Consider the following 20,758-nt stretch of genomic DNA (forward strand, 5'->3'; position numbering starts at 1 on the left):
CGGGGGGCGAGGAGGACAGCAAACGCCGCGTTACGCGTCGTCCTGCGTGACGCTTTCGATCGTCAGACGTACATCCGACGTAATCAAATCCGCCAGCATCCGATAGACCTTCAGGGTCTCTTCCGGCTCGGCATCGCCCGTATCGCTGATATAGCCTTCATCGCGCAGGGTCAGCACCAGGGTACTGAATACCGCTTTATCGAAGAACTCCGGCGCGTTGATGCCATGCAGCACCGACAGGCGCTGAGCCACGGTACGGCTCTCTTTCTCCAGCGAGCTGCGGTTGATAGACGGGTTAGCGCTCAGCAGCCAGAAGGTAATGGCGTAGCGCTGCAGCGTCTCGCGGGCGCCTGCGGCCAACAGCTGCAGAGAGCGAGAGTGCGACGGGTTGAGGCTCATCACATCGCCATCGATGACGATCAGCTCCTGACGCAGCATCTCGGCAATCAGCGCATCCATCACTCCGGCCAGCTCCGCTTTCTCCCAGCGCAGGAACAGCTCGGCTTTGAGGAACGGATAGAGCGTTTCCACATGGCGCAGCACTTCGGCGCGGCTGAGATGACGATGCTGAGTCACCAGGGCGGCTAACAGCGACGGCATCACCAGCATATGGGCGATGTTGTTGCGATAGTAGGTCATCAGCACCGCCTGCTCGCGCGGCAGAATGATGATGTCGCCAATGGTGTCTTTCTCGACTTCGAACTTGTTCATCTGCAGCGCGTGGTCGATAAGTTCGCTGGCCGAAGCGGACGGCGCGGTGGCATCCGGCGAATAGGGCACATTGCGCAGCAGCGCGAGGTAACACTCCAGCTGCTGGGTGAGCTGCTCACGGGTCAGCGAACGCTGGCGGGAGGCCAGCAGCGCCGTACAGCAGAGGTTCATGGCGTTGGCCGCGCCGGCGTTGTTGATGCGCACCATCAGGTCAGCGGCGATGTTATTCACCGTCGGCGTCAGCCAGGAAGGGCGGACCGCTTCGATCGGGTCAATCGCTTCCCGCCACTCCGGCACATGGTGGTTCAGATAGGTCATCAGCGGCAGCGGTTCGCCGAAGTTAACGTAGCCCTGGCCAAGATTGCGCAGCTTGCTTAAGCCGCGCACCATCTGCGGCAGACTCTCTTTCTCTTTGGTGGCGCCGCGCAGCTCTTTGGCATAGGTCCCTACCTCCATCACGTGCTCGTAGCCGATGTAAATCGGCACCAGGGTGATCGGCCGGGTGCCGCCGCGCAGCATCGCCTGGATAGTCATCGACAGCGTACCGGTCTTCGGATCGAGCAGACGGCCGGTACGGGAGCGGCCGCCTTCGACGAAATACTCTACGGAATAGCCGCGGCTGAACAGTTCGCCAAGGTACTCGCGGAACACCGTGGAGTAGAGCTTATTGCCCTTAAAGGTGCGGCGAATAAAGAATGCGCCGAGGCGGCGGAAGATTGGCCCGGCTGGCCAGAAGTTAAGGTTGATACCCGCCGCGATATGCGGTGGCACCAGCCCCTGGTGGTACAGGACGTAAGAGAGCAGCAGATAGTCCATGTGGCTGCGGTGGCAGGGGACATAGACAATCTCATGGCCATCGTGCGCCAGCTGGCGTACGCGCTCGGCGTTATGCACGTTGATGCCCTGGTACAGGCGGTTCCAGGTGAAGCCGAGAATGCGGTCGGTCAGGCGGATCATCTCGTAAGAGAAGTTCGCGGCAATCTCTTCCATCAGCGCAATCGCGTTCTGCTGGGCCTTCTCGTGGGAAATTTTCTTGCTGCGCGCTTCGTCTTCCACCGCCCGGGCAATGGCCTTCGACGCCAGCAGCTTGTTAAACAGATCCTGGCGGGCCGGCAGACGCGGGCCGACGGCGGCCAGGCGCTGGCGGGCAAAATGCATCCGCGCGACGCGAGCCAGTTTCTGGGCGATGATCTTATCGGTACCGTGCTCATCCGCCATGCGGCGCAGCGATACGGAAGGCGAGAAGCGCACGAAGCTGTCGCGGCCGAGCCAGGAGACGGCGAAAAATTTCTGAATGCCGTTAAGCATCCGCAGCGGCGGATTAACTTCCCCTTTCTCACGACCCGGCGAGCGGCCGAACATCACCGACACCGGCACCATTTGCACATCGAGATCCGGATGGTTGCGGTGCAGATCGAGGTAGTCGTGGAACAGCTTGATGGACTCTTCTTTTGGCGTGTAGTAGGTGAATACGCGCGGCCCGCCGTGGATGAATACGTAGCGCGGCAGCAGGGCGCCGTCGATTTCCAGCGGTTCAAGCGGGTCAGGTAAATCATGCGCCAGACATTGGGCGCGCAGCGTCAGCAGGTCCGCCTTGGAGTTATAGGGCAGGACGTACATGACCGGACGCGAGGTATCGAGTCCTAATTCCTGAGCAGGCTCTGCCGGAATAGACTTGCTTTTTACCAGCACCCGTAATGGTAAATTCAGTAATTTATAGTAAATTCGTTGCCAGCCGGACATAAACGATGTGAAGCCTCTGGTTAATCATGCAAATGCGCGGCAAGAATAACAGAAAGCGGGCAAAATTTCCGTTACCGCGCGGCAAACGCGTACACTCATCGACGTCATTTACATAAAAAGGTTTTGTGATGGCCAATAATACCACCGGGTTAACCCGAATCATTAAGGCGGCAGGTTACTCCTGGAAAGGATTTCGCGCGGCGTGGATCAACGAGGCCGCGTTTCGTCAGGAAGGTGTCGCCGCCATCGTGGCCGTCGCGATAGCCTGCTGGCTGGACGTCGACGCCATCACCCGCGTATTGCTGATTGGCTCGGTCCTGCTAGTGATGATAGTCGAAATTCTCAACAGCGCGATTGAGGCGGTCGTGGACCGTATTGGCTCGGATTATCATGAGCTTTCAGGGCGCGCCAAAGACATGGGGTCAGCGGCGGTCCTGCTGGCGATAATCATCGCGCTGATCACCTGGGGAACGCTGCTGTGGAGCCATTATCACTAACGTTCTTCGCTAACCCTCGCAAAATATAAACAATCTGCCGATTTTTGTGTGCCATGTGGTTCCAAAATCACCGTTAGCTGTATATACTCACAGCATAACTGTATATACACCCAGGGGGCGGAATGAAAGCGTTAACGACCAGGCAGCAAGAGGTGTTTGATCTCATTCGGGATCATATCAGCCAGACGGGCATGCCGCCGACGCGTGCGGAGATTGCTCAGCGCTTGGGGTTCCGTTCCCCAAACGCGGCGGAAGAACACCTGAAAGCGCTGGCGCGTAAAGGCGCAATCGAGATCGTCTCCGGCGCCTCGCGCGGTATCCGCCTGCTGACGGAAGAAGAGCACGGCCTGCCGCTGATCGGCCGCGTCGCCGCCGGTGAGCCGCTGCTGGCGCAGCAGCATATTGAAGGCCACTATCAGGTCGACCCGTCGATGTTCAAGCCCAACGCCGATTTTCTGCTGCGCGTCAGCGGGATGTCGATGAAAGACATCGGTATTCTGGATGGCGATCTGCTGGCGGTCCACAAAACCCAGGATGTGCGTAACGGCCAGGTGGTGGTAGCGCGCATTGACGATGAAGTGACGGTGAAGCGCCTGAAAAAGCAGGGCAACGTCGTCGAACTGTTGCCGGAAAACAGCGAATTTACCCCTATCGTTGTCGATCTGCGTCAGCAGAGTTTTACCATTGAGGGTCTGGCCGTTGGCGTGATCCGTAATGGAGAATGGCTGTAACGCCTGCCCCCGCGCAGCGTCATCTGATGCATGACGCTGCGACGTTTGTCCTCAATCAGGTCTCCGAACATGCTGCTCAACGCTGCCGATAAAGCGCTGTGGCGCCTTGCACTCCCCATGATTTTCTCCAATATCACCGTCCCGCTGCTGGGGCTGGTGGATACCGCGGTGATCGGCCACCTTGACAGCCCGGTATACCTCGGCGGCGTCGCGGTCGGAGCGACGGCCACCAGTTTCCTGTTTATGCTGCTGCTGTTTCTTCGCATGAGCACCACCGGGCTGACCGCTCAGGCCTGGGGGGCCAAAGATCCGCTGCGACTGGCGCGGGCGCTGGTGCAGCCGCTGGCTCTGGCGCTGGGCGCCGGGGTGTTGATTATCCTGTTTCGCCTGCCGTTGATTAACCTCGCCCTGCATATCGTCGGCGGCAGCGAGGCGGTTCTCGAGCAGGCGAGACGGTTTCTCGATATCCGCTGGCTCAGCACTCCCGCGTCGCTGGCCAACCTTGTGCTGCTCGGCTGGCTGCTGGGGGTCCAGTACGCCCGGGCGCCGGTGATTTTGCTGGTGGTCGGTAATCTGTTGAATATTGTGCTCGACCTGTGGCTGGTGATGGGCCTGCGGATGAACGTCCAGGGGGCGGCGCTGGCCACGGTCACCGCGGAGTACGCCACTCTCATTATCGGCCTGATGATGGCGAAGCGGGTGCTGACGCTGCGCGGCGTGTCGCTGGCGATGCTGAAAAACGCCTGGCGCGGGGACATGCGCCGTCTGCTGGCGTTGAATCGCGACATCATGCTGCGCTCCCTGCTGCTGCAGCTGTGCTTTGGCGCGCTGACCGTCTACGGCGCCCGTCTGGGCAGCGATATCGTGGCGGTCAACGCCGTACTGATGACCATGCTGACCTTTACCGCCTACGCGCTGGATGGCTTTGCCTATGCCGTGGAGGCCCACTCCGGCCAGGCCTACGGCGCGCGCGACGGCAGCCAGCTGCTGGAGGTGTGGCGGGCGGCCTGCCGGCAGTCCGGTATGGTGGCGCTGGCGTTTGCCCTGGTTTACAGCCTGGCGGGGGAGTACATCATCGCGCTGTTAACCTCGCTGCCTTCCCTGCAGCAGCTGGCCGATCGCTATCTGATCTGGCAGACCATCCTGCCGGTGGTCGGGGTCTGGTGCTATCTGCTGGACGGCATGTTTATCGGCGCGACGCGCGGCGCGGAGATGCGGAACAGTATGGCGGTCGCCGCGGCCGGCTTCGCCGTGACGCTGCTTACGGTCCCGGTGCTCGGCAATCACGGCCTGTGGCTGGCGCTGGCGGTGTTTCTCGCGCTGCGAGGCCTGTCGCTGGCGCTGATCTGGCGCCGCCACTGGCGACGCGGCACCTGGTTTAGTTAGCCCTTTCTCTAGCTCGCCATTATCGGTGAACGTCCTCCGGTCGCGCCAGGCTTGCCGGAGCGACTCAGTAGCCCGGCCGAGCGTAGCGCGTGCCGGGAAAACCACCTTCAGCGTTTCCAATGAGGGCTATGGTTAAAAATTCCGAATAACGAATCGGCGCCAGCATTCTCATCTATAGTTAATACCATGTCCGGCACAAAACGGGCTGTAAACCCACCGAATGATGAGGACGTTATCATGAATAAAGACGAAATCGGCGGTAACTGGAAACAGTTGAAAGGTAAAGCCAAGGAACAGTGGGGCAAACTTACCGATGACGATATGACCGTAATCGAAGGGAAGCGCGACCAGCTGGTCGGCAAAATTCAGGAGCGTTACGGCTATGAGAAAGATCAGGCTGAGAAAGAAGTCTCAGACTGGGAGCATAAGAACGACTATCGCTGGTAGCGTTCCTTGATCCGAAGAATGAAGCATTTGTGTTAGTGCCTGTCTAAATGGCGCAGGGACGCGCCGTTAACCCTTTTTCCCGCTGCGGCTGCCGCTCAGCGGGCTTTCTTTTTGAGCTGAATCGTATGATCGTGCTGGCAGTGTCCCGGCGTGCTGCAGGCTTCCACTTCCACGCAGCTCGCGCAAAGGCCATGAGCTTCAATCACGTTGTGGCGCAGGGCGAAGCCCATTCTGGCCGCCAGCGTATGCATGATATCTTCCACCCCTTCAGCCGCCTCTTCCTTCACCACGCCGCAGCGGTCGCAGATAAACATGGCCGAGCTGTGGGTTGGCTGGTCAAAGAGATGACACAGCACATAGCTGTTGGTCGATTCCACCTTGTGGACAAAACCCTGCTCGAGTAAAAACTCCAGCGCGCGGTAGACCGTCGGCGGCTTTGCCTGCGGCTCTTTCTCACGCAGCAGATCCAGCAGGTCGTAGGCGCTGATTGCCCCTTGCTGCAGGCTCATCAGGCGCAACACTTCCAGACGCTGTGGGGTCAGGCGTACGCCGCGTTGCGCACACAGCTTTTCAGCATGCGCTAACATCTCTTGCGAAGGGGACTTATCCATGAGCATCCTCAGGTTGCGTGAAATTGAATCTGTTACTTTATCACGTTCCGCGGAAAACGCCGAGACCCGACGGGTGATGCGGGTCATACTTCAGATTGTCGGCGCCAGTCCACTCCCTGGCGCTGGCCGCTGACGCTCGTGGAGGCTGCGCCTTCGCCGGTCGCTAAAACCGTCATGCCCGATTTAATCGCAACACGCCTGACCCAGGGTATGCTATATCTGAAGTGTCTCATTTTCGGGAGAAAACGATGAAACGACCTGATTGCATTCGCCACTGGCGCGAACTGGAAGGGCCCGACGATGCCACTTATCCCGACAGCCCGGAGCGTTTTTCCATTGGCGCGCCGCTGGGGCGCGGTTTGCGCCTCAACCGGCTGGGGATCCACCACGAGAGACTGCCGCCCGGGCGGCGCACCTCTTACCCGCACGCGGAGAGCGATGAGGAAGAGTTCATCTATGTGCTGGAGGGCTATCCGGAAGTGTGGATAAACGGCTATCTCTGGAAGCTGGAGCCGGGCGATAGCGTGGGTTTCCCCGCCGGCACCGGCGTTTGCCACACCTTTCTCAATAACACCGAGCAGGAGGTTCGTCTGTTGGTGGTGGGTGAGGCCAACAAAAAGTACAACCGAATTTACTACCCGCTCAATCCCGGCTATGCCGCGACGCGCCAGGATCGCTGGGTTGATCATCCGCCGCAGTTCTTTGGCCCACATGACGGCAAACCGCGGATAAAGTAATCGACACCGGGAAGGGGCGAAGCGCGGCGCACTACGCGCCTGTGGTTTATCTTTATGCTATAGTAGCGCCCCTTTTTACCCGGATGCTTATTTATTCGCCATGATGCCTGAATCAACGTCACCTGTTTTTCCTGCTCACCGCTTCTCCATCGCGCCGATGCTCGACTGGACTGACCGGCATTGCCGCTACTTCCTGCGGCTGCTGTCGCGGCATACGCTGCTGTATACCGAAATGGTGACCACCGGGGCGATTATTCACGGCAAAGGGGACTATCTGGCCTATAGCGAAGAAGAACACCCGGTTGCTCTGCAGCTCGGCGGCAGCGATCCGCAGGCCCTGGCGCAGTGCGCGAAGCTGGCTGAGGCGCGCGGCTATGATGAGATCAATCTCAACGTCGGCTGCCCCTCCGATCGGGTGCAGAACGGGATGTTTGGCGCCTGTCTGATGGGGAACGCCCAGCTGGTGGCCGACTGTATCAAAGCGATGCGCGATGTGGTGTCGATCCCGGTCACGGTGAAGACCCGTATCGGCATCGACGACCAGGATAGCTATGAATTCCTTTGCGATTTCATTGAGACGGTCTCCGGCAAGGGCGAATGTGAGATGTTTATTATTCACGCGCGCAAAGCCTGGCTCTCCGGTCTGAGCCCGAAAGAGAACCGCGAGATCCCGCCGCTGGATTACCCCCGCGTCTGGCAGCTGAAGCGCGACTTCCCCCATCTGACGATGGCGATTAACGGCGGCATCAAATCGCTGGATGAAGTCAGAGCACAGCTTGAGCATATGGATGGGGTGATGGTCGGGCGTGAGGCCTATCAGAATCCGGGCATTCTGGCTTCGGTCGACCGGGAGATTTTCGGCGTCGCCGGCGCGGATGCCGATCCCGTGGCCGTCGTGCGGGCCATGTACCCGTATATTGAGCGCGAGCTCAGCAAGGGTACTTATCTGGGCCATATCACCCGTCATATGCTGGGACTGTTTCAAGGTATCCCGGGCGCCCGGCAGTGGCGTCGCTACCTGAGCGAGAATGCGCATAAAGCCGGCGCCGACATTGCGGTGCTGGAGCAGGCCCTGAAGCTGGTGGCCGATAAGCGTTAGTTTCTCACCAAAACCTGGTGAAATTGACCACGCCCCGCACACCATTGCGGGGCGTTTTCTTTTAAATTCAATTATTTATTGTTGGCATGTTTTTTGTAATACCTGCAGAGCGACATATTAATGACTGTGGGGAGAGAGCCATGCTGGAACTGTTATTTGTCATCGGATTTTTTGTCATGCTGCTGGTCACCGGCGTATCGCTGTTGGGGATTATCGCCGCCATCGTGGTGGCTACGGCGCTGATGTTCGTCGGCGGTTTGTTTGCTTTAATGATTAAATTGCTGCCGTGGCTGCTGTTGGCGGTGGTGGTGGTGTGGGTTATTCGGGCACTGAAAACCCCGGACGGAAACGCTTTTCGCGACAATAACCGTTGGCGTTACTAAGGTATTGAGGGGTATGTCACAACCTGAACAATTTTGCACAGAACCGCGTAGGCATTACTGCGCAAATCTGTCACTATTAGCGCGTTAACGAATTCATCGCGCTGTACCCTACATACAGCCGAACTAAAAAAAAGTAAGGGCTTCCCAGGTGGAAGCCCTAAACTTTTGTCCCTTTGTCCGCTTACGGCAGCAGCAGACTCGACCCCTGTGTCACCCGGCTCTCCAGAACTTCATGCGCTCGTCGCGCTTCGGTCAGCGGATAGGTCTGACTCTCGGGCACGTCCACTTTAATCACGCCGCTGGCGATCAGCGAAAACAGCTCACTGCAGGCTTCCGCCAGCTCTTCCCGGTTGGTGATATAGCCCTGTAGCGATGGGCGGGTGACATACAGAGAACCTTTCTGGTTCAGGATCCCCAGATTAACGCCGGTTACCGGGCCGGAAGAGTTGCCAAAGCTGACCATCAGGCCGCGGCGTTGCAGACAGTCCAGAGAGGCTTCCCAGGTATCTTTCCCTACCGAGTCATAGACCACGGCGACTTTCTTACCGTCGGTGAGCGCTTTGAGCCGCTCCGCGATAGGTTCTTCGCGATAGTTAATCACCTGCCAGGCGCCCGCCGCTTTGGCGCGCTGCGCCTTCTGCGCGCTGCCGACGGTGCCGATAAGTTTCGCCCCCAGCGCTTTCGCCCACTGACAGGCTATCAGCCCCACGCCGCCGGCGGCCGCGTGAAACAGGAACATCTCATCAGGCTTAATTTCATAGGTTTTGCGCAGCAGATACCAGACCGTTAATCCCTTGAGGAACGACGCGGCGGCCTGTTCAAAAGAGATGGCGTCCGGGAGGACCGCCGCTTTGTCGGCCAGCACATTGTGCACCGTGCTGTAGGCGCCGAGCGCCGACTGGGCGTACACCACCCGATCGCCTACCTTAATGTGCGATACCCCGTGGCCAACTTTACTGACGACGCCGGCCGCTTCGGTGCCGAGGCCGCTCGGCAGCGAGGGCGGCGGATAGAGGCCGCCACGAACATAGGTGTCGATATAATTGATACCGATGGCTTTGTTTTCGACCTGAATTTCATGCTCAGCGGGATCGCGGGGCGTGAATTCAACCGCCTGAAGCACCTCCGGCCCCCCGTGTTTTGAAAATTCGATGCGTGTTGCCATGTTCGCTCCTGTGTTGTTCTGAGATTATCCAGTAAGCTTAACAGCCTGCGGCGGCGGCGGCGGATTTTCTTACCCGCCTCAGGCCAGTCACGCTGAATGGGTTCTTTAGCGGCAATGGCTTTCTCGCTATACTGTCACGCTCTTTTCCGTATCGGTGAAACGTTAGGCTATGGCAGGAAATAAACCCTTCAACAAACCACAGACAGAAACCCGCGAACGCGATCCGCAGCTCGCCGGGCTGAAAGTCCCGCCGCACTCGATTGAAGCGGAGCAGTCGGTGTTGGGCGGTTTAATGCTGGATAACGAGCGCTGGGACGACGTCGCCGAACGCGTCGTTGCCGACGACTTTTATACCCGTCCGCATCGTCATATCTTTACCGAGATGGCGCGCCTGCAGGAGTCGGGCAGCCCGATTGACCTGATCACCCTTGCGGAGTCGCTGGAGCGTCAGGGGCAGCTGGACAGCGTGGGCGGCTTCGCCTATCTGGCTGAACTGTCCAAAAATACCCCCAGCGCGGCAAACATCAGCGCCTATGCCGACATCGTGCGCGAACGCGCGGTCGTGCGCGAGATGATCTCGGTGGCCAATGAAATCGCCGAGGCCGGCTTCGACCCGCAGGGGCGAACCAGTGAAGATCTGCTCGACCTCGCCGAGTCCCGCGTCTTTAAAATCGCTGAAAGCCGGGCCAATAAAGACGAAGGGCCGAAAAACATCGCCGATGTCCTCGACGCCACCGTCGCCCGAATCGAACAGCTGTTCCAGCAGCCCCACGACGGCGTTACCGGGGTCAACACCGGCTACGACGACCTCAACAAAAAGACCGCCGGCCTGCAGCCGTCGGATCTGATTATCGTCGCCGCCCGTCCGTCGATGGGTAAAACGACCTTCGCCATGAACCTCGTGGAAAACGCAGCGATGCTGCAGGACAAGCCGGTACTCATCTTCAGTCTCGAGATGCCCTCGGAACAGATTATGATGCGTTCTCTGGCCTCGCTGTCGCGCGTCGATCAGACCCGCATTCGTACCGGTCAGCTGGACGATGAGGACTGGGCGCGGATCTCCGGCACCATGGGCATTCTGCTGGAAAAACGTAACATCTATATCGATGACTCCTCCGGCCTGACGCCGACGGAAGTGCGTTCCCGCGCGCGGCGTATCGCTCGCGAGCACGGCGGCATCGGGCTGATTATGATCGACTACCTGCAGCTGATGCGCGTGCCGTCGCTCTCCGACAACCGTACCCTCGAGATCGCCGAAATCTCCCGCTCGCTGAAGGCGCTGGCCAAAGAGCTGCAGGTGCCGGTGGTGGCGCTGTCGCAGCTGAACCGCTCGCTGGAGCAACGTGCCGATAAACGCCCGGTCAACTCCGACCTGCGTGAGTCCGGCTCTATCGAACAGGATGCCGACTTAATCATGTTCATTTACCGTGATGAGGTCTATCACGAGAACAGCGATCTGAAGGGCATCGCGGAAATTATCATTGGTAAACAACGTAACGGCCCGATCGGCACCGTGCGACTGACCTTCAACGGCCAGTGGTCGCGTTTCGATAATTATGCTGGCCCTCAGTATGATGATGAGTAATCCTTCCTCCTTCTTTAATTAAGGAATTCAAATGCAAGCGGCAACTGTAGTTATCAACCGCCGCGCTCTGCGACACAACCTGCAACGTCTGCGTGAACTGGCGCCTGCCAGCAAACTGGTTGCGGTGGTGAAAGCGAACGCCTACGGACACGGTCTTCTTGAGACCGCGCGAACGCTGACCGACGCCGACGCTTTTGGCGTCGCCCGCCTGGAAGAGGCGCTGCGCCTGCGAGCGGGGGGGATCGCCCAGCCGATCCTCCTGCTGGAAGGCTTTTTTGCGGCGGAAGACCTGGCGGTGATCGCCGCTCAGCGTCTGCATACGGCGGTGCATAGCCCCGAACAGCTGGCGGCGCTGGAGCAAGCCGATCTCCCCGAGCCGGTAACCGTGTGGATGAAACTGGATACCGGTATGCATCGCTTAGGGGTGCGCCCGGAGGAAGCTGAGGCGTTTTATCAGCGTCTGAGCCAGTGCAAAAACGTCCGCCAGCCGGTCAACGTGGTGAGCCACTTCGCCCGCGCCGATGAGCCGACCTGCGGCGCCACCGAACGGCAGCTGGATATCTTCACCACCTTTACCGAAGGCAAGCCGGGATGGCGCTCTATTGCCGCCTCGGGCGGCATCCTGCTGTGGCCGCAGTCGCATTATGACTGGGTGCGTCCGGGCATTATCCTGTATGGCGTGTCGCCGCTGGACGATCGCTCCACCGGGAAAGATTTTGGCTGTCAGCCGGTGATGACCCTGACGTCCAGCCTGATTGCCGTGCGCGAGCATAAAGCAGGGGAGCCCGTCGGCTACGGCGGCACCTGGATCAGCGAACGCGACACTCGGCTCGGCGTGGTCGCGATGGGCTATGGCGACGGTTATCCGCGCGCCGCGCCGTCGGGCACCCCAGTGCTGGTCAATGGCCGCGAAGTGCCGATTGTCGGCCGGGTGGCGATGGATATGATCTGTGTTGACCTCGGCCCGCAGGCCGAGGATAAAGCCGGCGACGCGGTGGTGCTGTGGGGAGAGGGACTCCCGGTAGAGCGCATCGCTGAGATAACGAAAGTGAGCGCTTACGAACTTATTACGCGACTGACCTCCCGCGTAGCCATGAAATACCTCGACTGAGCCTCGTTCGTACCGGATAGCTCAGACGCTGGTCCGGTACGCAATCGGTATAGCCGCGGACAAAAAAGCGGTTTATACCGCTGCGCAGTCACTTTCCCCTCAACATCCTCTCGACCTGCCGTCATATCCGGTTTATTGTGTAAGAACCTGCCCTATGTAAACCTGGAGATACATCGCGTGTTTCAAAAAGTTGACGCCTACGCCGGCGACCCAATTCTTTCTCTGATGGAACGCTTCAAAGAAGACCCGCGAAGCGACAAAGTCAACCTGAGTATCGGGCTGTATTACAACGATGACGGCATTATCCCGCAGCTGCAGGCGGTGGCGGAAGCGGAAGCGCGCCTGAACGCCGAGCCGCACGGCGCCTCGCTGTATCTGCCGATGGAAGGGCTGAGCGGCTACCGCCAGGCGATTGCCCCGCTGCTGTTTGGCGCAGAGCATACCGCGCTTAAGCAAAACCGCATCGCCTCCATTCAGACGGTCGGCGGTTCGGGCGCGCTGAAGGTCGGGGCCGACTTCCTCAAACGCTACTTTCCTGAGTCTCATGTCTGGGTCAGTGACCCGACCTGGGAAAACCACATCGCCATATTTGAAGGGGCTGGCTTCGAAGTAAGTACTTACCCCTGGTTTGATAAAGCCACCAACGGCGTGCGCTTTGAAGCGCTGCTGGCGACGCTGCAAACGCTGCCGGCGCGCGACATTGTGCTGCTGCACCCCTGCTGCCACAACCCGACCGGCGCCGACCTGACGCCGGAACAATGGGATCGTGTGGTGGAGATCCTGAAAGCGCGTCAGCTGATCCCGTTCCTCGATATCGCCTACCAGGGCTTTGGCGCAGGGCTGGAAGAGGATGCCTACGCCATTCGCGCCATCGCCAGCGCCGGGATGCCGATGCTGGTCAGCAACTCTTTCTCCAAAATTTTCTCCCTGTACGGGGAGCGCGTCGGCGGCCTGTCGGTGGTCTGTGAAGACAGTGAAACCGCAGGCCGCGTGCTGGGCCAGCTGAAGGCCACCGTGCGCCGCAACTACTCCAGCCCGCCGAGCTTTGGCGCGCAGGTGGTGGCGACGGTGCTGAACGATGCCGGGCTGAAAGCCACCTGGCAGGCGGAAGTGGACGCCATGCGCGCGCATATCCTGACCATGCGTCAGGCGCTGGTCGACGCGCTGCAGCAGGTTGCTCCGGGCAGCAAAGTGGATTATCTGCTCAAGCAGCGCGGAATGTTCAGCTACACCGGCTTCAGCGCGGCGCAGGTGGATCGCCTGCGCGACGAGTTTGGCGTCTACCTGATTGCCAGCGGACGTATGTGCGTGGCGGGGTTAAACTCACGTAATGTTCAGCAGGTAGCGAAAGCCTTTGCCGCGGTAATGTAAGCCGCTCTCCAGCAGGTTGTCTCTGCCGGTCAACGGGCAGGGGCAACCCCCTCTGATTGTGATCATCCTCTTTTTCTATGACATCAGCGCGAAAAAGGCTTTTCATCCCTGTCGCCTGCGGGTAAGGTCGGGACGTTACTAAGCATGCACATTATTGAAAACAATAATGATTGATAGATTTAGGGATAAATATGCGCAAACTTACTCTCGCCCTTGCGGCGGCCTCTCTCCTGTTCACGTTGAACAGCGCCGTCGTGGCGCGCGCCTCCACGCCGCAGCCGCTGTGGGTCGGTACCAACGTGGCCCAGCTGGCCGAGCAGGCGCCGATCCACTGGGTTTCGGTGGCGCAAATTGAGAACAGCCTGCTGGGGCGTCCGCCGATGGCCGTCGGTTTTGATATCGATGATACCGTCCTCTTCTCCAGTCCCGGTTTCTGGCGAGGGCAAAAAACCTTCTCCCCCGGCGGTGAGGATTACCTGAAAAACCCGCAGTTCTGGGAAAAAATGAACAACGGCTGGGACGAATTCAGCATGCCAAAAGAGGTGGCGCGCCAGCTGATTGCCATGCATGTGAAGCGTGGCGACAGCATCTGGTTCGTCACCGGCCGCAGCCAGACCAAAACAGAAACCGTTTCTAAAACCCTGCAGGATGATTTCCTCATCCCGGCCGCCAATATGAACCCGGTGATTTTCGCTGGCGATAAGCCGGGTCAGAACACCAAGACCCAGTGGCTGCAGGCGAAGCAGATAAAGGTTTTCTATGGCGACTCGGATAACGACATTACCGCTGCCCGCGAGGCGGGCGCCCGCGGGATCCGCGTGCTGCGCGCCGCCAACTCCTCCTACAAGCCGCTGCCGATGGCCGGCGCGCTGGGCGAAGAAGTGATCGTCAATTCCGAATACTGATGGGCGCCTGAACGGGATAAATGGCAGCGGTGACGCTGCCGTTTTTTTATGCAAAATCCGGGGTGGAAGGTTTTACCTTTTCACGTATTGCTGCACACTTAGAGGGATTCATTCGCAAAAAGGAGTCGATGATGTGGTATCAGCAAACCCTGACGCTTGGGCCCAAATCCCGTGGTTTTCATCTGGTCACCGACGAAATCCTCGGCCAGATCCGCGGGCTGTCCGGGGTGAAGGTCGGCCTGCTACACCTCCTGCTCCAGCATACTTCCGCTTCCCTGACGCTCAACGAAAACTGCGATCCCACCGTCCGGTATGACATGGAGCAGTATTTTCTTAACGCCGTGCCGGACAATGCGCCGTACGAACATGATTATGAAGGCCCTGATGATATGCCGTCGCACATCAAATCATCGATGCTTGGCGTGTCGCTGATGCTGCCGGTCGAGGACGGACGCGTCAGGCTGGGGACTTGGCAGGGCATCTGGCTGGGGGAGCATCGGATACACGGCGGTTCGCGTCACATCGTTGCGACGCTCATGGGGGAATAAAAGATGACAATTTCGGAGTTATTGCAGTACTGCATGGCGAAGCCGGGAGCAGAGCAGAGCGTCCACAGCGACTGGAAAGCCACGCAAATTAAGGTCTCGGACGTGCTGTTTGCCATGGTGAAGGAGGTCGAAGACCAGCGGCCGGCGGTTGCGTTGAAGGCGAGTCCGGAGCTGGCGGAGCTGCTGCGGCAGCAGCATCGCGACGTCCGGCCCAGCAAGCATCTCAATAAAGCGCACTGGAGCACCGTCTTTCTGGATGGCTCGCTGCCGGATTCGCAAATCTACTACCTGGTCGATGCGTCTTACCAGCAGGCGGTGAAAATGCTGCCGGAGCCGGTCCGGCAGCAGCTTTCCCGCTAATTATTTCAGCATCGGCTTCAGGAAGCGCGCGGTGTGCGAGGCTTCGCACTCAGCGACGGTTTCCGGCGTACCGGAAACCAGAATTTCGCCGCCGCCGCTGCCGCCTTCCGGGCCGAGATCGACAATCCAGTCGGCAGTTTTTATCACGTCGAGGTTGTGCTCAATCACCACGATGGTATTGCCCTGATCGCGCAGCTGGTGCAGCACTTCCAGCAGCTGCTGGATATCGGCGAAGTGCAGACCGGTGGTCGGCTCATCGAGGATATACAGCGTCTGGCCGGTACCGCGCTTGGACAGCTCGCGCGCCAGCTTCACGCGCTGCGCCTCGCCGCCGGACAGCGTCGTCGCCGACTGGCCGAGACGGATATAGGTCAGGCCGACATCCATCAGGGTTTGCAGCTTACGCGCCAGCGCCGGTACGGCATCAAAGAACTCGCGCGCTTCTTCAATGGTCATATCCAGCACTTCGTGGATGGTTTTGCCCTTGTACTTAATCTCCAGCGTTTCGCGGTTATAACGCTTACCTTTGCACTGGTCGCACGGTACGTAGATATCCGGCAGGAAGTGCATTTCGACCTTGATCACCCCGTCGCCCTGGCAGGCTTCGCAGCGACCGCCGCGGACGTTAAAACTGAAACGACCCGGCGTATAGCCACGGGAACGTGATTCCGGCACCCCGGCGAAGAGCTCACGCACCGGCGTAAACACCCCGGTATAGGTCGCGGGGTTGGAGCGCGGCGTACGGCCGATCGGGCTCTGGTCGATATCGATGACTTTATCGAAGTGCTCCAGCCCCTGAATATCGCGATACGGCGCCGGTTCGGCGATGGTCGCCCCGTTAAGCTGACGCTGGGCAATCGGGAACAGGGTATCGTTGATCAGCGTTGATTTACCCGAGCCGGAGACGCCGGTAATGCAGGTAAACAGGCCCACCGGCAGAGTCAGCGTCACGTCTTTCAGGTTGTTGCCGCGCGCGCCGGTCAGTTTGAGGACTTTCTCCGGATCGGCGGGCACGCGCTGCTTCGGCACTTCAATTTTGCGCTTGCCGCTCATGAACTGGCCGGTCAGGGATTCCGGGACGGCCATAATGGCCTCCAGCGGCCCTTCCGCCACCACCTGGCCGCCGTGGACCCCGGCCCCAGGGCCGATATCGATCACATGGTCGGCGGCGCGAATGGCGTCTTCGTCATGCTCAACGACGATCACCGTGTTGCCTAAATTACGCAGGTGGATCAGGGTCCCGAGCAGGCGCTCGTTATCGCGCTGGTGCAGGCCGATGGAGGGCTCATCCAGGACGTACATCACGCCAACCAGTCCGGCGCCAATCTGGCTCGCCAGACGGATACGCTGGGCCTCGCCGCCGGAGAGCGTTTCCGCCGAACGGGAGAGCGTCAGGTAGTTGAGGCCGACGTTGACGAGGAACTTCAGGCGATCGCCAATCTCTTTCAGCACTTTTTCGGCGATTTTCGCCCGCTGGCCGGAGAGTTTCAGATTGTTGAAGAAGTCCATCGCGTGGCCGATGCTCATATCGGAAATGGTCGGCAGCGGGGTGTTTTCCACAAACACGTGGCGCGCCTCGCGGCGCAGACGCGTACCGTCGCAGCTGGCGCACGGGCGATTGCTGATGAACTTCGCCAGCTCTTCGCGCACCGCGCTGGATTCCGTCTCTTTGTAGCGGCGCTCCATGTTATGCAGCACGCCTTCGAACGGATGGCGGCGTACCGAGGTGTCGCCGCGGTCGTTCATGTATTTGAATTCAATATTCTCTTTACCGGAACCGTACAGGACCACTTTCTGCACGCTGGCGCTGAGAGTGCCCCACGGCGCTTCGACGTCGAACTTGTAGTGCTCCGCCAGCGACTTCAGCATCTGGAAGTAGTAGAAGTTACGCCGATCCCAGCCGCGGATGGCGCCGCCCGCCAGCGACAGCTCCGGATTTTGCACCACGCGATCGGGGTCGAAATATTGCTGCACGCCGAGGCCGTCGCAGGTCGGGCAGGCGCCCGCCGGGTTGTTGAAGGAGAACAGGCGAGGCTCCAGCTCGCGCATGCTGTAGCCGCAGATCGGGCAGGCGAAGTTGGCGGAAAACAGCAGTTCTTCCGCTTTCTCATCATCCATATTGGCCACGATGGCGGTACCGCCGGAGAGCTCCAGCGCGGTTTCGAACGACTCGGCCAGACGTTGCGCCAGATCGTCGCGGACCTTGAAGCGGTCAATTACCACCTCGATGGTGTGTTTCTTCTGCAGCTCCAGCTTCGGCGGATCCGAGAGATCGCAGACTTCGCCGTCGATCCGTGCGCGGATATAGCCCTGGCTGGCGAGGTTTTCCAGGGTTTTGGTGTGCTCGCCTTTACGCTCTTTAATAATGGGCGCCAGCAGCATCAGACGCAGGCCTTCCGGCTGGGCGAGGACGTTATCGACCATCTGGCTGACGGTCTGCGCCGCCAGCGGCACGTCGTGGTCCGGACAGCGCGGCTCGCCGACGCGGGCGTACAGCAGACGCAGGTAGTCGTGAATTTCGGTAATAGTACCCACCGTCGAGCGGGGGTTGTGAGAGGTTGATTTCTGTTCGATGGAAATCGCCGGCGACAGCCCTTCGATATGGTCGACGTCCGGCTTCTCCATCAGCGACAGGAACTGTCGCGCATAGGCGGAGAGCGATTCGACGTAGCGACGCTGGCCTTCGGCATACAGGGTGTCGAAAGCCAGTGAAGATTTGCCAGACCCGGAAAGCCCGGTGACGACAATGAGTTTGTCGCGCGGGATAACGAGGTTGATGTTTTTGAGATTATGGGTGCGGGCGCCCCGAACTTCGATCTTATCCATTCACCTTTCCCGGTAGGTAGATACACGGATTGCCTGGTTTGCTTGAAGGACAAACGGCAGAAACGGCTAATTATGACACAATTTAACCTGTCTGGATATACAGTATTGGAATGGCGCTGCGGGAAGCGTGTGAAAATTTGCATAGCGGCGGCATGTTTTCTGGAATTGGCTTAGCAGCTATCAAATTGTCCCTTTGTGGTGTTAGAATTCCCGGTTTACACTTATACAAAACGTATTATTCAGGAGATTCGATCATGGCCAGCAGAGGCGTAAACAAGGTGATTCTCGTCGGTAATCTGGGGCAGGACCCGGAAGTACGCTACATGCCAAGTGGCGGCGCAGTCGCCAACTTCACGCTGGCAACTTCCGAATCCTGGCGTGACAAGCAGACCGGCGAAATGAAAGAGCAGACTGAATGGCACCGCGTTGTGCTGTTCGGCAAACTGGCGGAAGTCGCTGGTGAGTACCTGCGTAAAGGCTCTCAGGTGTACATTGAAGGCCAGCTGCGTACCCGCAAGTGGACCGATCAATCCGGTCAGGACAAATACACCACTGAAGTGGTGGTGAACGTTGGCGGCACCATGCAGATGCTGGGCGGCCGTCAGGGCGGCGGCGCACCGGCAGGCGGCGGCCAGCAGCAGGGCGGTTGGGGTCAGCCTCAGCAGCCGCAGGGCGGCAACCAGTTCAGCGGCGGCGCGCAGTCCCGTCCGCAGCAGCAGGCTCCGGCAGCGCCTTCCAACGAACCGCCGATGGACTTCGACGACGATATCCCGTTCTAAGGCTTGCCTTAGACGCAATATTCGCGTAGTTAAAACAGAAAGCCCCGGTTTCGCCGGGGCTTTTTTTATGATTATTCCACCACCGCCTCAGGAGTCGTTTTGACCACTGATCGCGGATCGCGAGCGCTTCAGGCCGCGGGCACCTGAGCGGTTGCGGGCGTCGCCACGCCTGGCTGCGGTGCGGCGGGCTGTGTCGCTGGCCTTTGCCGCGGCGCGGCCGTCGCTTTCTGTTTGCGGGCCATGTCATCGACGATCAGCCGATAGGCGATGTAATACTTATAGATATTGCTGACGTAGGTCACCGTTTCCGCGCCGATTTTTTCTGCCGCCAGATTTTCGACATTACCGAACCAGACGTTTGGATCAAACCCGCGCTGTTTGGTCATGGTGCGCAGGCGGGCGATACGCGCTGGACCGGCGTTGTAGGAAGCAAAGGTAAATAGCGCTTTATCCAGCCGGGTCATGGGCTCATCAGCATAGTATCGATCTATCATCCAGCGCATATATTTCACGCCAGCATGAATGTTGGGATCCAGCTGTTTAATATCGCCCACCTTCAGCTCTCTTCCGGTGCTGGGCATCACCTGCATCACCCCGACGGCGCCGACGTGGCTTCGAACCGACTGGTTCAGCCGCGACTCCTGGTATCCCTGGGCCGCCATCAGCAGCCAGTCGACATCGTAGCGATCGCCATATTTACGGAAGACGTCCACCATGGCGAGGAACTTGCGCCGTTCCTGACTCGCTGCGGCATTTTTGACATATTTAGCGTTTTTCAGGTAACGCAGCAGGAGAGTATTGCCCAGCGTGGTGCCCTGACGATTCTTTTTCACAAAGTTGTTCAGCAGCGCCAGCAGCTGCGGACTGTCCTGGCGTACCGCCCACGCAATGTTGCCGCCGTCACGCAGCACCACGTTGTCATGGACCTGGATTTTCGGAAACACCTGTTTCCAGAAAACAGCTTTATGCTGATCGACGACGATCAACGGCACCAGCCCGGCGTTGAGCATTTCCAGCAGATCTTCATCCTCCAGCGCTTCCGGCGCCGCTTCCAGGGTAACCGGCGGTCTTGACTCACTGGCAAATCGGGCGTTCAGCGCTTGCAGACTGTCGTAATAGCTGGAGGAGCGGCGAACAAAGACCGTTTGACCGGAGAGCTGCTCCAGGCTGTCGACCTTTGGCGACGCCGGGCCGGAGATCAGCAACTCTTTGACGCCGCTGTAGAGCGGCTGAGCGAAAGCGGCCTGGGCTTCCCGCGACGAAGTGATGGTCAGGTTGGCGGCGACGATATCCCCTTTACCTTCGTTGAGCGCGGTGAAGAGATTATCCCGGCTCACCGGCACGAAAACGATATGCAACTTCAGGTGGCGCTGTTTCAGCTTTTTATCTTTCGCCAGCTGTTTATTCAGATCGTTTTCCAGCGCCATGAAAATGTCGTGCGTCGCTCCGCGTTGGGTTCCCTTATCAATAAAAAAGAAGGTTTTGCTGTAGGTGGTTAATACCCGGATGGTGCGCCGATCAAGCATGCCAGGCAGATCGCCTTTCCACGGCTGCAGCATGTCGTCGATACGGATCGACAGCGTGTTGTCTTCGGTTGCCACCAGCGGCGCTTTTTCCGCCTCCGCCGCAAGCAGGATAGGGGCGAATAACAGCGTCGCGAGGCAGGTGAGCCAGGCGATAAACAGGCGTGATAGCAAGTTGGCGTTCATGGAGGAACACTCCGCAGGGGGATGTGTTTATTTTAGCAGAACGGCTGCCGTTAG

Annotated in this window: 19 protein-coding genes and 1 pseudogene; 14 read left to right on the forward strand and 6 right to left on the reverse strand. The window is 59.1% G+C overall.

The window, feature by feature from the left end; all coding sequences use genetic code 11:
* Positions 1-30: 30 nt before the first annotated feature.
* Complete coding sequence (plsB, locus tag QLG03_RS12375) at positions 31-2,454, reverse strand: glycerol-3-phosphate 1-O-acyltransferase PlsB (RefSeq protein ID WP_017900122.1); 2,424 nt, start codon at positions 2,452-2,454, stop codon at positions 31-33.
* A gap of 128 nt (positions 2,455-2,582) precedes the next feature.
* On the opposite strand from plsB, the gene QLG03_RS12380 reads away from it, so the two are divergent.
* The 3 genes from QLG03_RS12380 (at position 2,583) to dinF (ending at position 5,068) form a co-directional block, all read left to right on the forward strand.
* A complete protein-coding gene (locus QLG03_RS12380; protein ID WP_004206290.1) occupies positions 2,583-2,951 on the forward strand; it encodes a diacylglycerol kinase in 369 nt (122 codons plus the stop codon).
* A 122-nt stretch (positions 2,952-3,073) separates the two neighbouring features.
* The gene (gene lexA, locus QLG03_RS12385; RefSeq protein ID WP_004206291.1) at positions 3,074-3,682 is read left to right on the forward strand and encodes a transcriptional repressor LexA; all 609 of its coding nucleotides are present in this window, start codon (positions 3,074-3,076) and stop codon (positions 3,680-3,682) included.
* A 69-nt stretch (positions 3,683-3,751) separates the two neighbouring features.
* A complete protein-coding gene (gene dinF, locus QLG03_RS12390; protein ID WP_255989521.1) occupies positions 3,752-5,068 on the forward strand; it encodes an MATE family efflux transporter DinF in 1,317 nt (438 codons plus the stop codon).
* A gap of 60 nt (positions 5,069-5,128) precedes the next feature.
* On the opposite strand, the pseudogene QLG03_RS12395 reads toward dinF, so the two are convergent.
* Positions 5,129-5,240, reverse strand: a pseudogene (locus QLG03_RS12395) (hypothetical protein); the annotation flags it as partial.
* Positions 5,241-5,305: 65 nt separating this feature from the next.
* On the opposite strand from QLG03_RS12395, the gene QLG03_RS12400 reads away from it, so the two are divergent.
* The gene (locus QLG03_RS12400) at positions 5,306-5,515 is read left to right on the forward strand and encodes a CsbD family protein (RefSeq protein WP_023291626.1); all 210 of its coding nucleotides are present in this window, start codon (positions 5,306-5,308) and stop codon (positions 5,513-5,515) included.
* Between the two features lie 95 nt (positions 5,516-5,610).
* On the opposite strand, the gene zur is transcribed toward QLG03_RS12400, so the two are convergent.
* Positions 5,611-6,126: a zinc uptake transcriptional repressor Zur gene (gene zur, locus QLG03_RS12405; protein ID WP_023291627.1), complete on the reverse strand. Its 516-nt coding sequence runs from the start codon at positions 6,124-6,126 to the stop codon at positions 5,611-5,613.
* A gap of 248 nt (positions 6,127-6,374) precedes the next feature.
* On the opposite strand from zur, the gene QLG03_RS12410 reads away from it, so the two are divergent.
* The 3 genes from QLG03_RS12410 (at position 6,375) to pspG (ending at position 8,345) form a co-directional block, all read left to right on the forward strand.
* Positions 6,375-6,863, forward strand: a complete 489-nt coding sequence (locus QLG03_RS12410; protein ID WP_023291628.1) for a cupin domain-containing protein — start codon at positions 6,375-6,377, stop codon at positions 6,861-6,863.
* Between the two features lie 100 nt (positions 6,864-6,963).
* Positions 6,964-7,962 (forward strand): tRNA dihydrouridine(20/20a) synthase DusA, encoded by a 999-nt coding sequence (dusA, locus tag QLG03_RS12415; RefSeq protein WP_072199093.1) that lies wholly within the window; start codon positions 6,964-6,966, stop codon positions 7,960-7,962.
* Between the two features lie 140 nt (positions 7,963-8,102).
* On the forward strand, positions 8,103-8,345 hold the full coding sequence (gene pspG, locus QLG03_RS12420; RefSeq protein WP_004206297.1) for an envelope stress response protein PspG: 243 nt from the start codon (positions 8,103-8,105) through the stop codon (positions 8,343-8,345).
* Positions 8,346-8,526: 181 nt separating this feature from the next.
* On the opposite strand, the gene QLG03_RS12425 is transcribed toward pspG, so the two are convergent.
* Positions 8,527-9,510 (reverse strand): quinone oxidoreductase, encoded by a 984-nt coding sequence (locus QLG03_RS12425; protein ID WP_023291630.1) that lies wholly within the window; start codon positions 9,508-9,510, stop codon positions 8,527-8,529.
* Between the two features lie 169 nt (positions 9,511-9,679).
* Between QLG03_RS12425 and dnaB the strand changes: the two genes are divergently transcribed.
* The 6 genes from dnaB to QLG03_RS12455 all read left to right on the forward strand — a co-directional run bounded on the left by dnaB (position 9,680) and on the right by QLG03_RS12455 (position 15,390).
* The gene (gene dnaB / locus QLG03_RS12430; RefSeq protein WP_002884942.1) at positions 9,680-11,095 is read left to right on the forward strand and encodes a replicative DNA helicase; all 1,416 of its coding nucleotides are present in this window, start codon (positions 9,680-9,682) and stop codon (positions 11,093-11,095) included.
* Positions 11,096-11,126: 31 nt separating this feature from the next.
* On the forward strand, positions 11,127-12,206 hold the full coding sequence (gene alr / locus QLG03_RS12435) for an alanine racemase (RefSeq protein ID WP_047718370.1): 1,080 nt from the start codon (positions 11,127-11,129) through the stop codon (positions 12,204-12,206).
* A gap of 177 nt (positions 12,207-12,383) precedes the next feature.
* Complete coding sequence (gene tyrB, locus QLG03_RS12440) at positions 12,384-13,577, forward strand: aromatic amino acid transaminase (protein ID WP_048296433.1); 1,194 nt, start codon at positions 12,384-12,386, stop codon at positions 13,575-13,577.
* A 191-nt stretch (positions 13,578-13,768) separates the two neighbouring features.
* On the forward strand, positions 13,769-14,482 hold the full coding sequence (aphA, locus tag QLG03_RS12445; protein ID WP_178944989.1) for an acid phosphatase AphA: 714 nt from the start codon (positions 13,769-13,771) through the stop codon (positions 14,480-14,482).
* Between the two features lie 131 nt (positions 14,483-14,613).
* Entirely contained in the window at positions 14,614-15,030 is a 417-nt protein-coding gene (locus QLG03_RS12450; protein ID WP_004206303.1) for a secondary thiamine-phosphate synthase enzyme YjbQ, read from the forward strand.
* A gap of 3 nt (positions 15,031-15,033) precedes the next feature.
* Positions 15,034-15,390 (forward strand): MmcQ/YjbR family DNA-binding protein, encoded by a 357-nt coding sequence (locus tag QLG03_RS12455; protein ID WP_023291634.1) that lies wholly within the window; start codon positions 15,034-15,036, stop codon positions 15,388-15,390.
* Here QLG03_RS12455 and uvrA read toward each other — a convergent pair whose 3' ends face one another.
* The gene (uvrA, locus tag QLG03_RS12460) at positions 15,391-18,216 is read right to left on the reverse strand and encodes an excinuclease ABC subunit UvrA (RefSeq protein WP_023291635.1); all 2,826 of its coding nucleotides are present in this window, start codon (positions 18,214-18,216) and stop codon (positions 15,391-15,393) included.
* A 254-nt stretch (positions 18,217-18,470) separates the two neighbouring features.
* Between uvrA and ssb1 the strand changes: the two genes are divergently transcribed.
* Positions 18,471-18,995 carry a single-stranded DNA-binding protein SSB1 gene (gene ssb1, locus QLG03_RS12465; RefSeq protein ID WP_004151744.1) on the forward strand — a complete coding sequence of 175 codons (525 nt, stop codon included), beginning with the start codon at positions 18,471-18,473 and terminating at the stop codon, positions 18,993-18,995.
* Between the two features lie 128 nt (positions 18,996-19,123).
* Here ssb1 and QLG03_RS12470 read toward each other — a convergent pair whose 3' ends face one another.
* The gene (locus tag QLG03_RS12470) at positions 19,124-20,704 is read right to left on the reverse strand and encodes a lytic transglycosylase F (protein WP_255989519.1); all 1,581 of its coding nucleotides are present in this window, start codon (positions 20,702-20,704) and stop codon (positions 19,124-19,126) included.
* Between the last annotated feature and the right edge of the window lie 54 nt (positions 20,705-20,758).

Origin of the sequence: Klebsiella sp. V115_8, from assembly GCF_029967715.1 — a bacterium.
Lineage (GTDB): Bacteria > Pseudomonadota > Gammaproteobacteria > Enterobacterales > Enterobacteriaceae > Klebsiella > Klebsiella quasipneumoniae.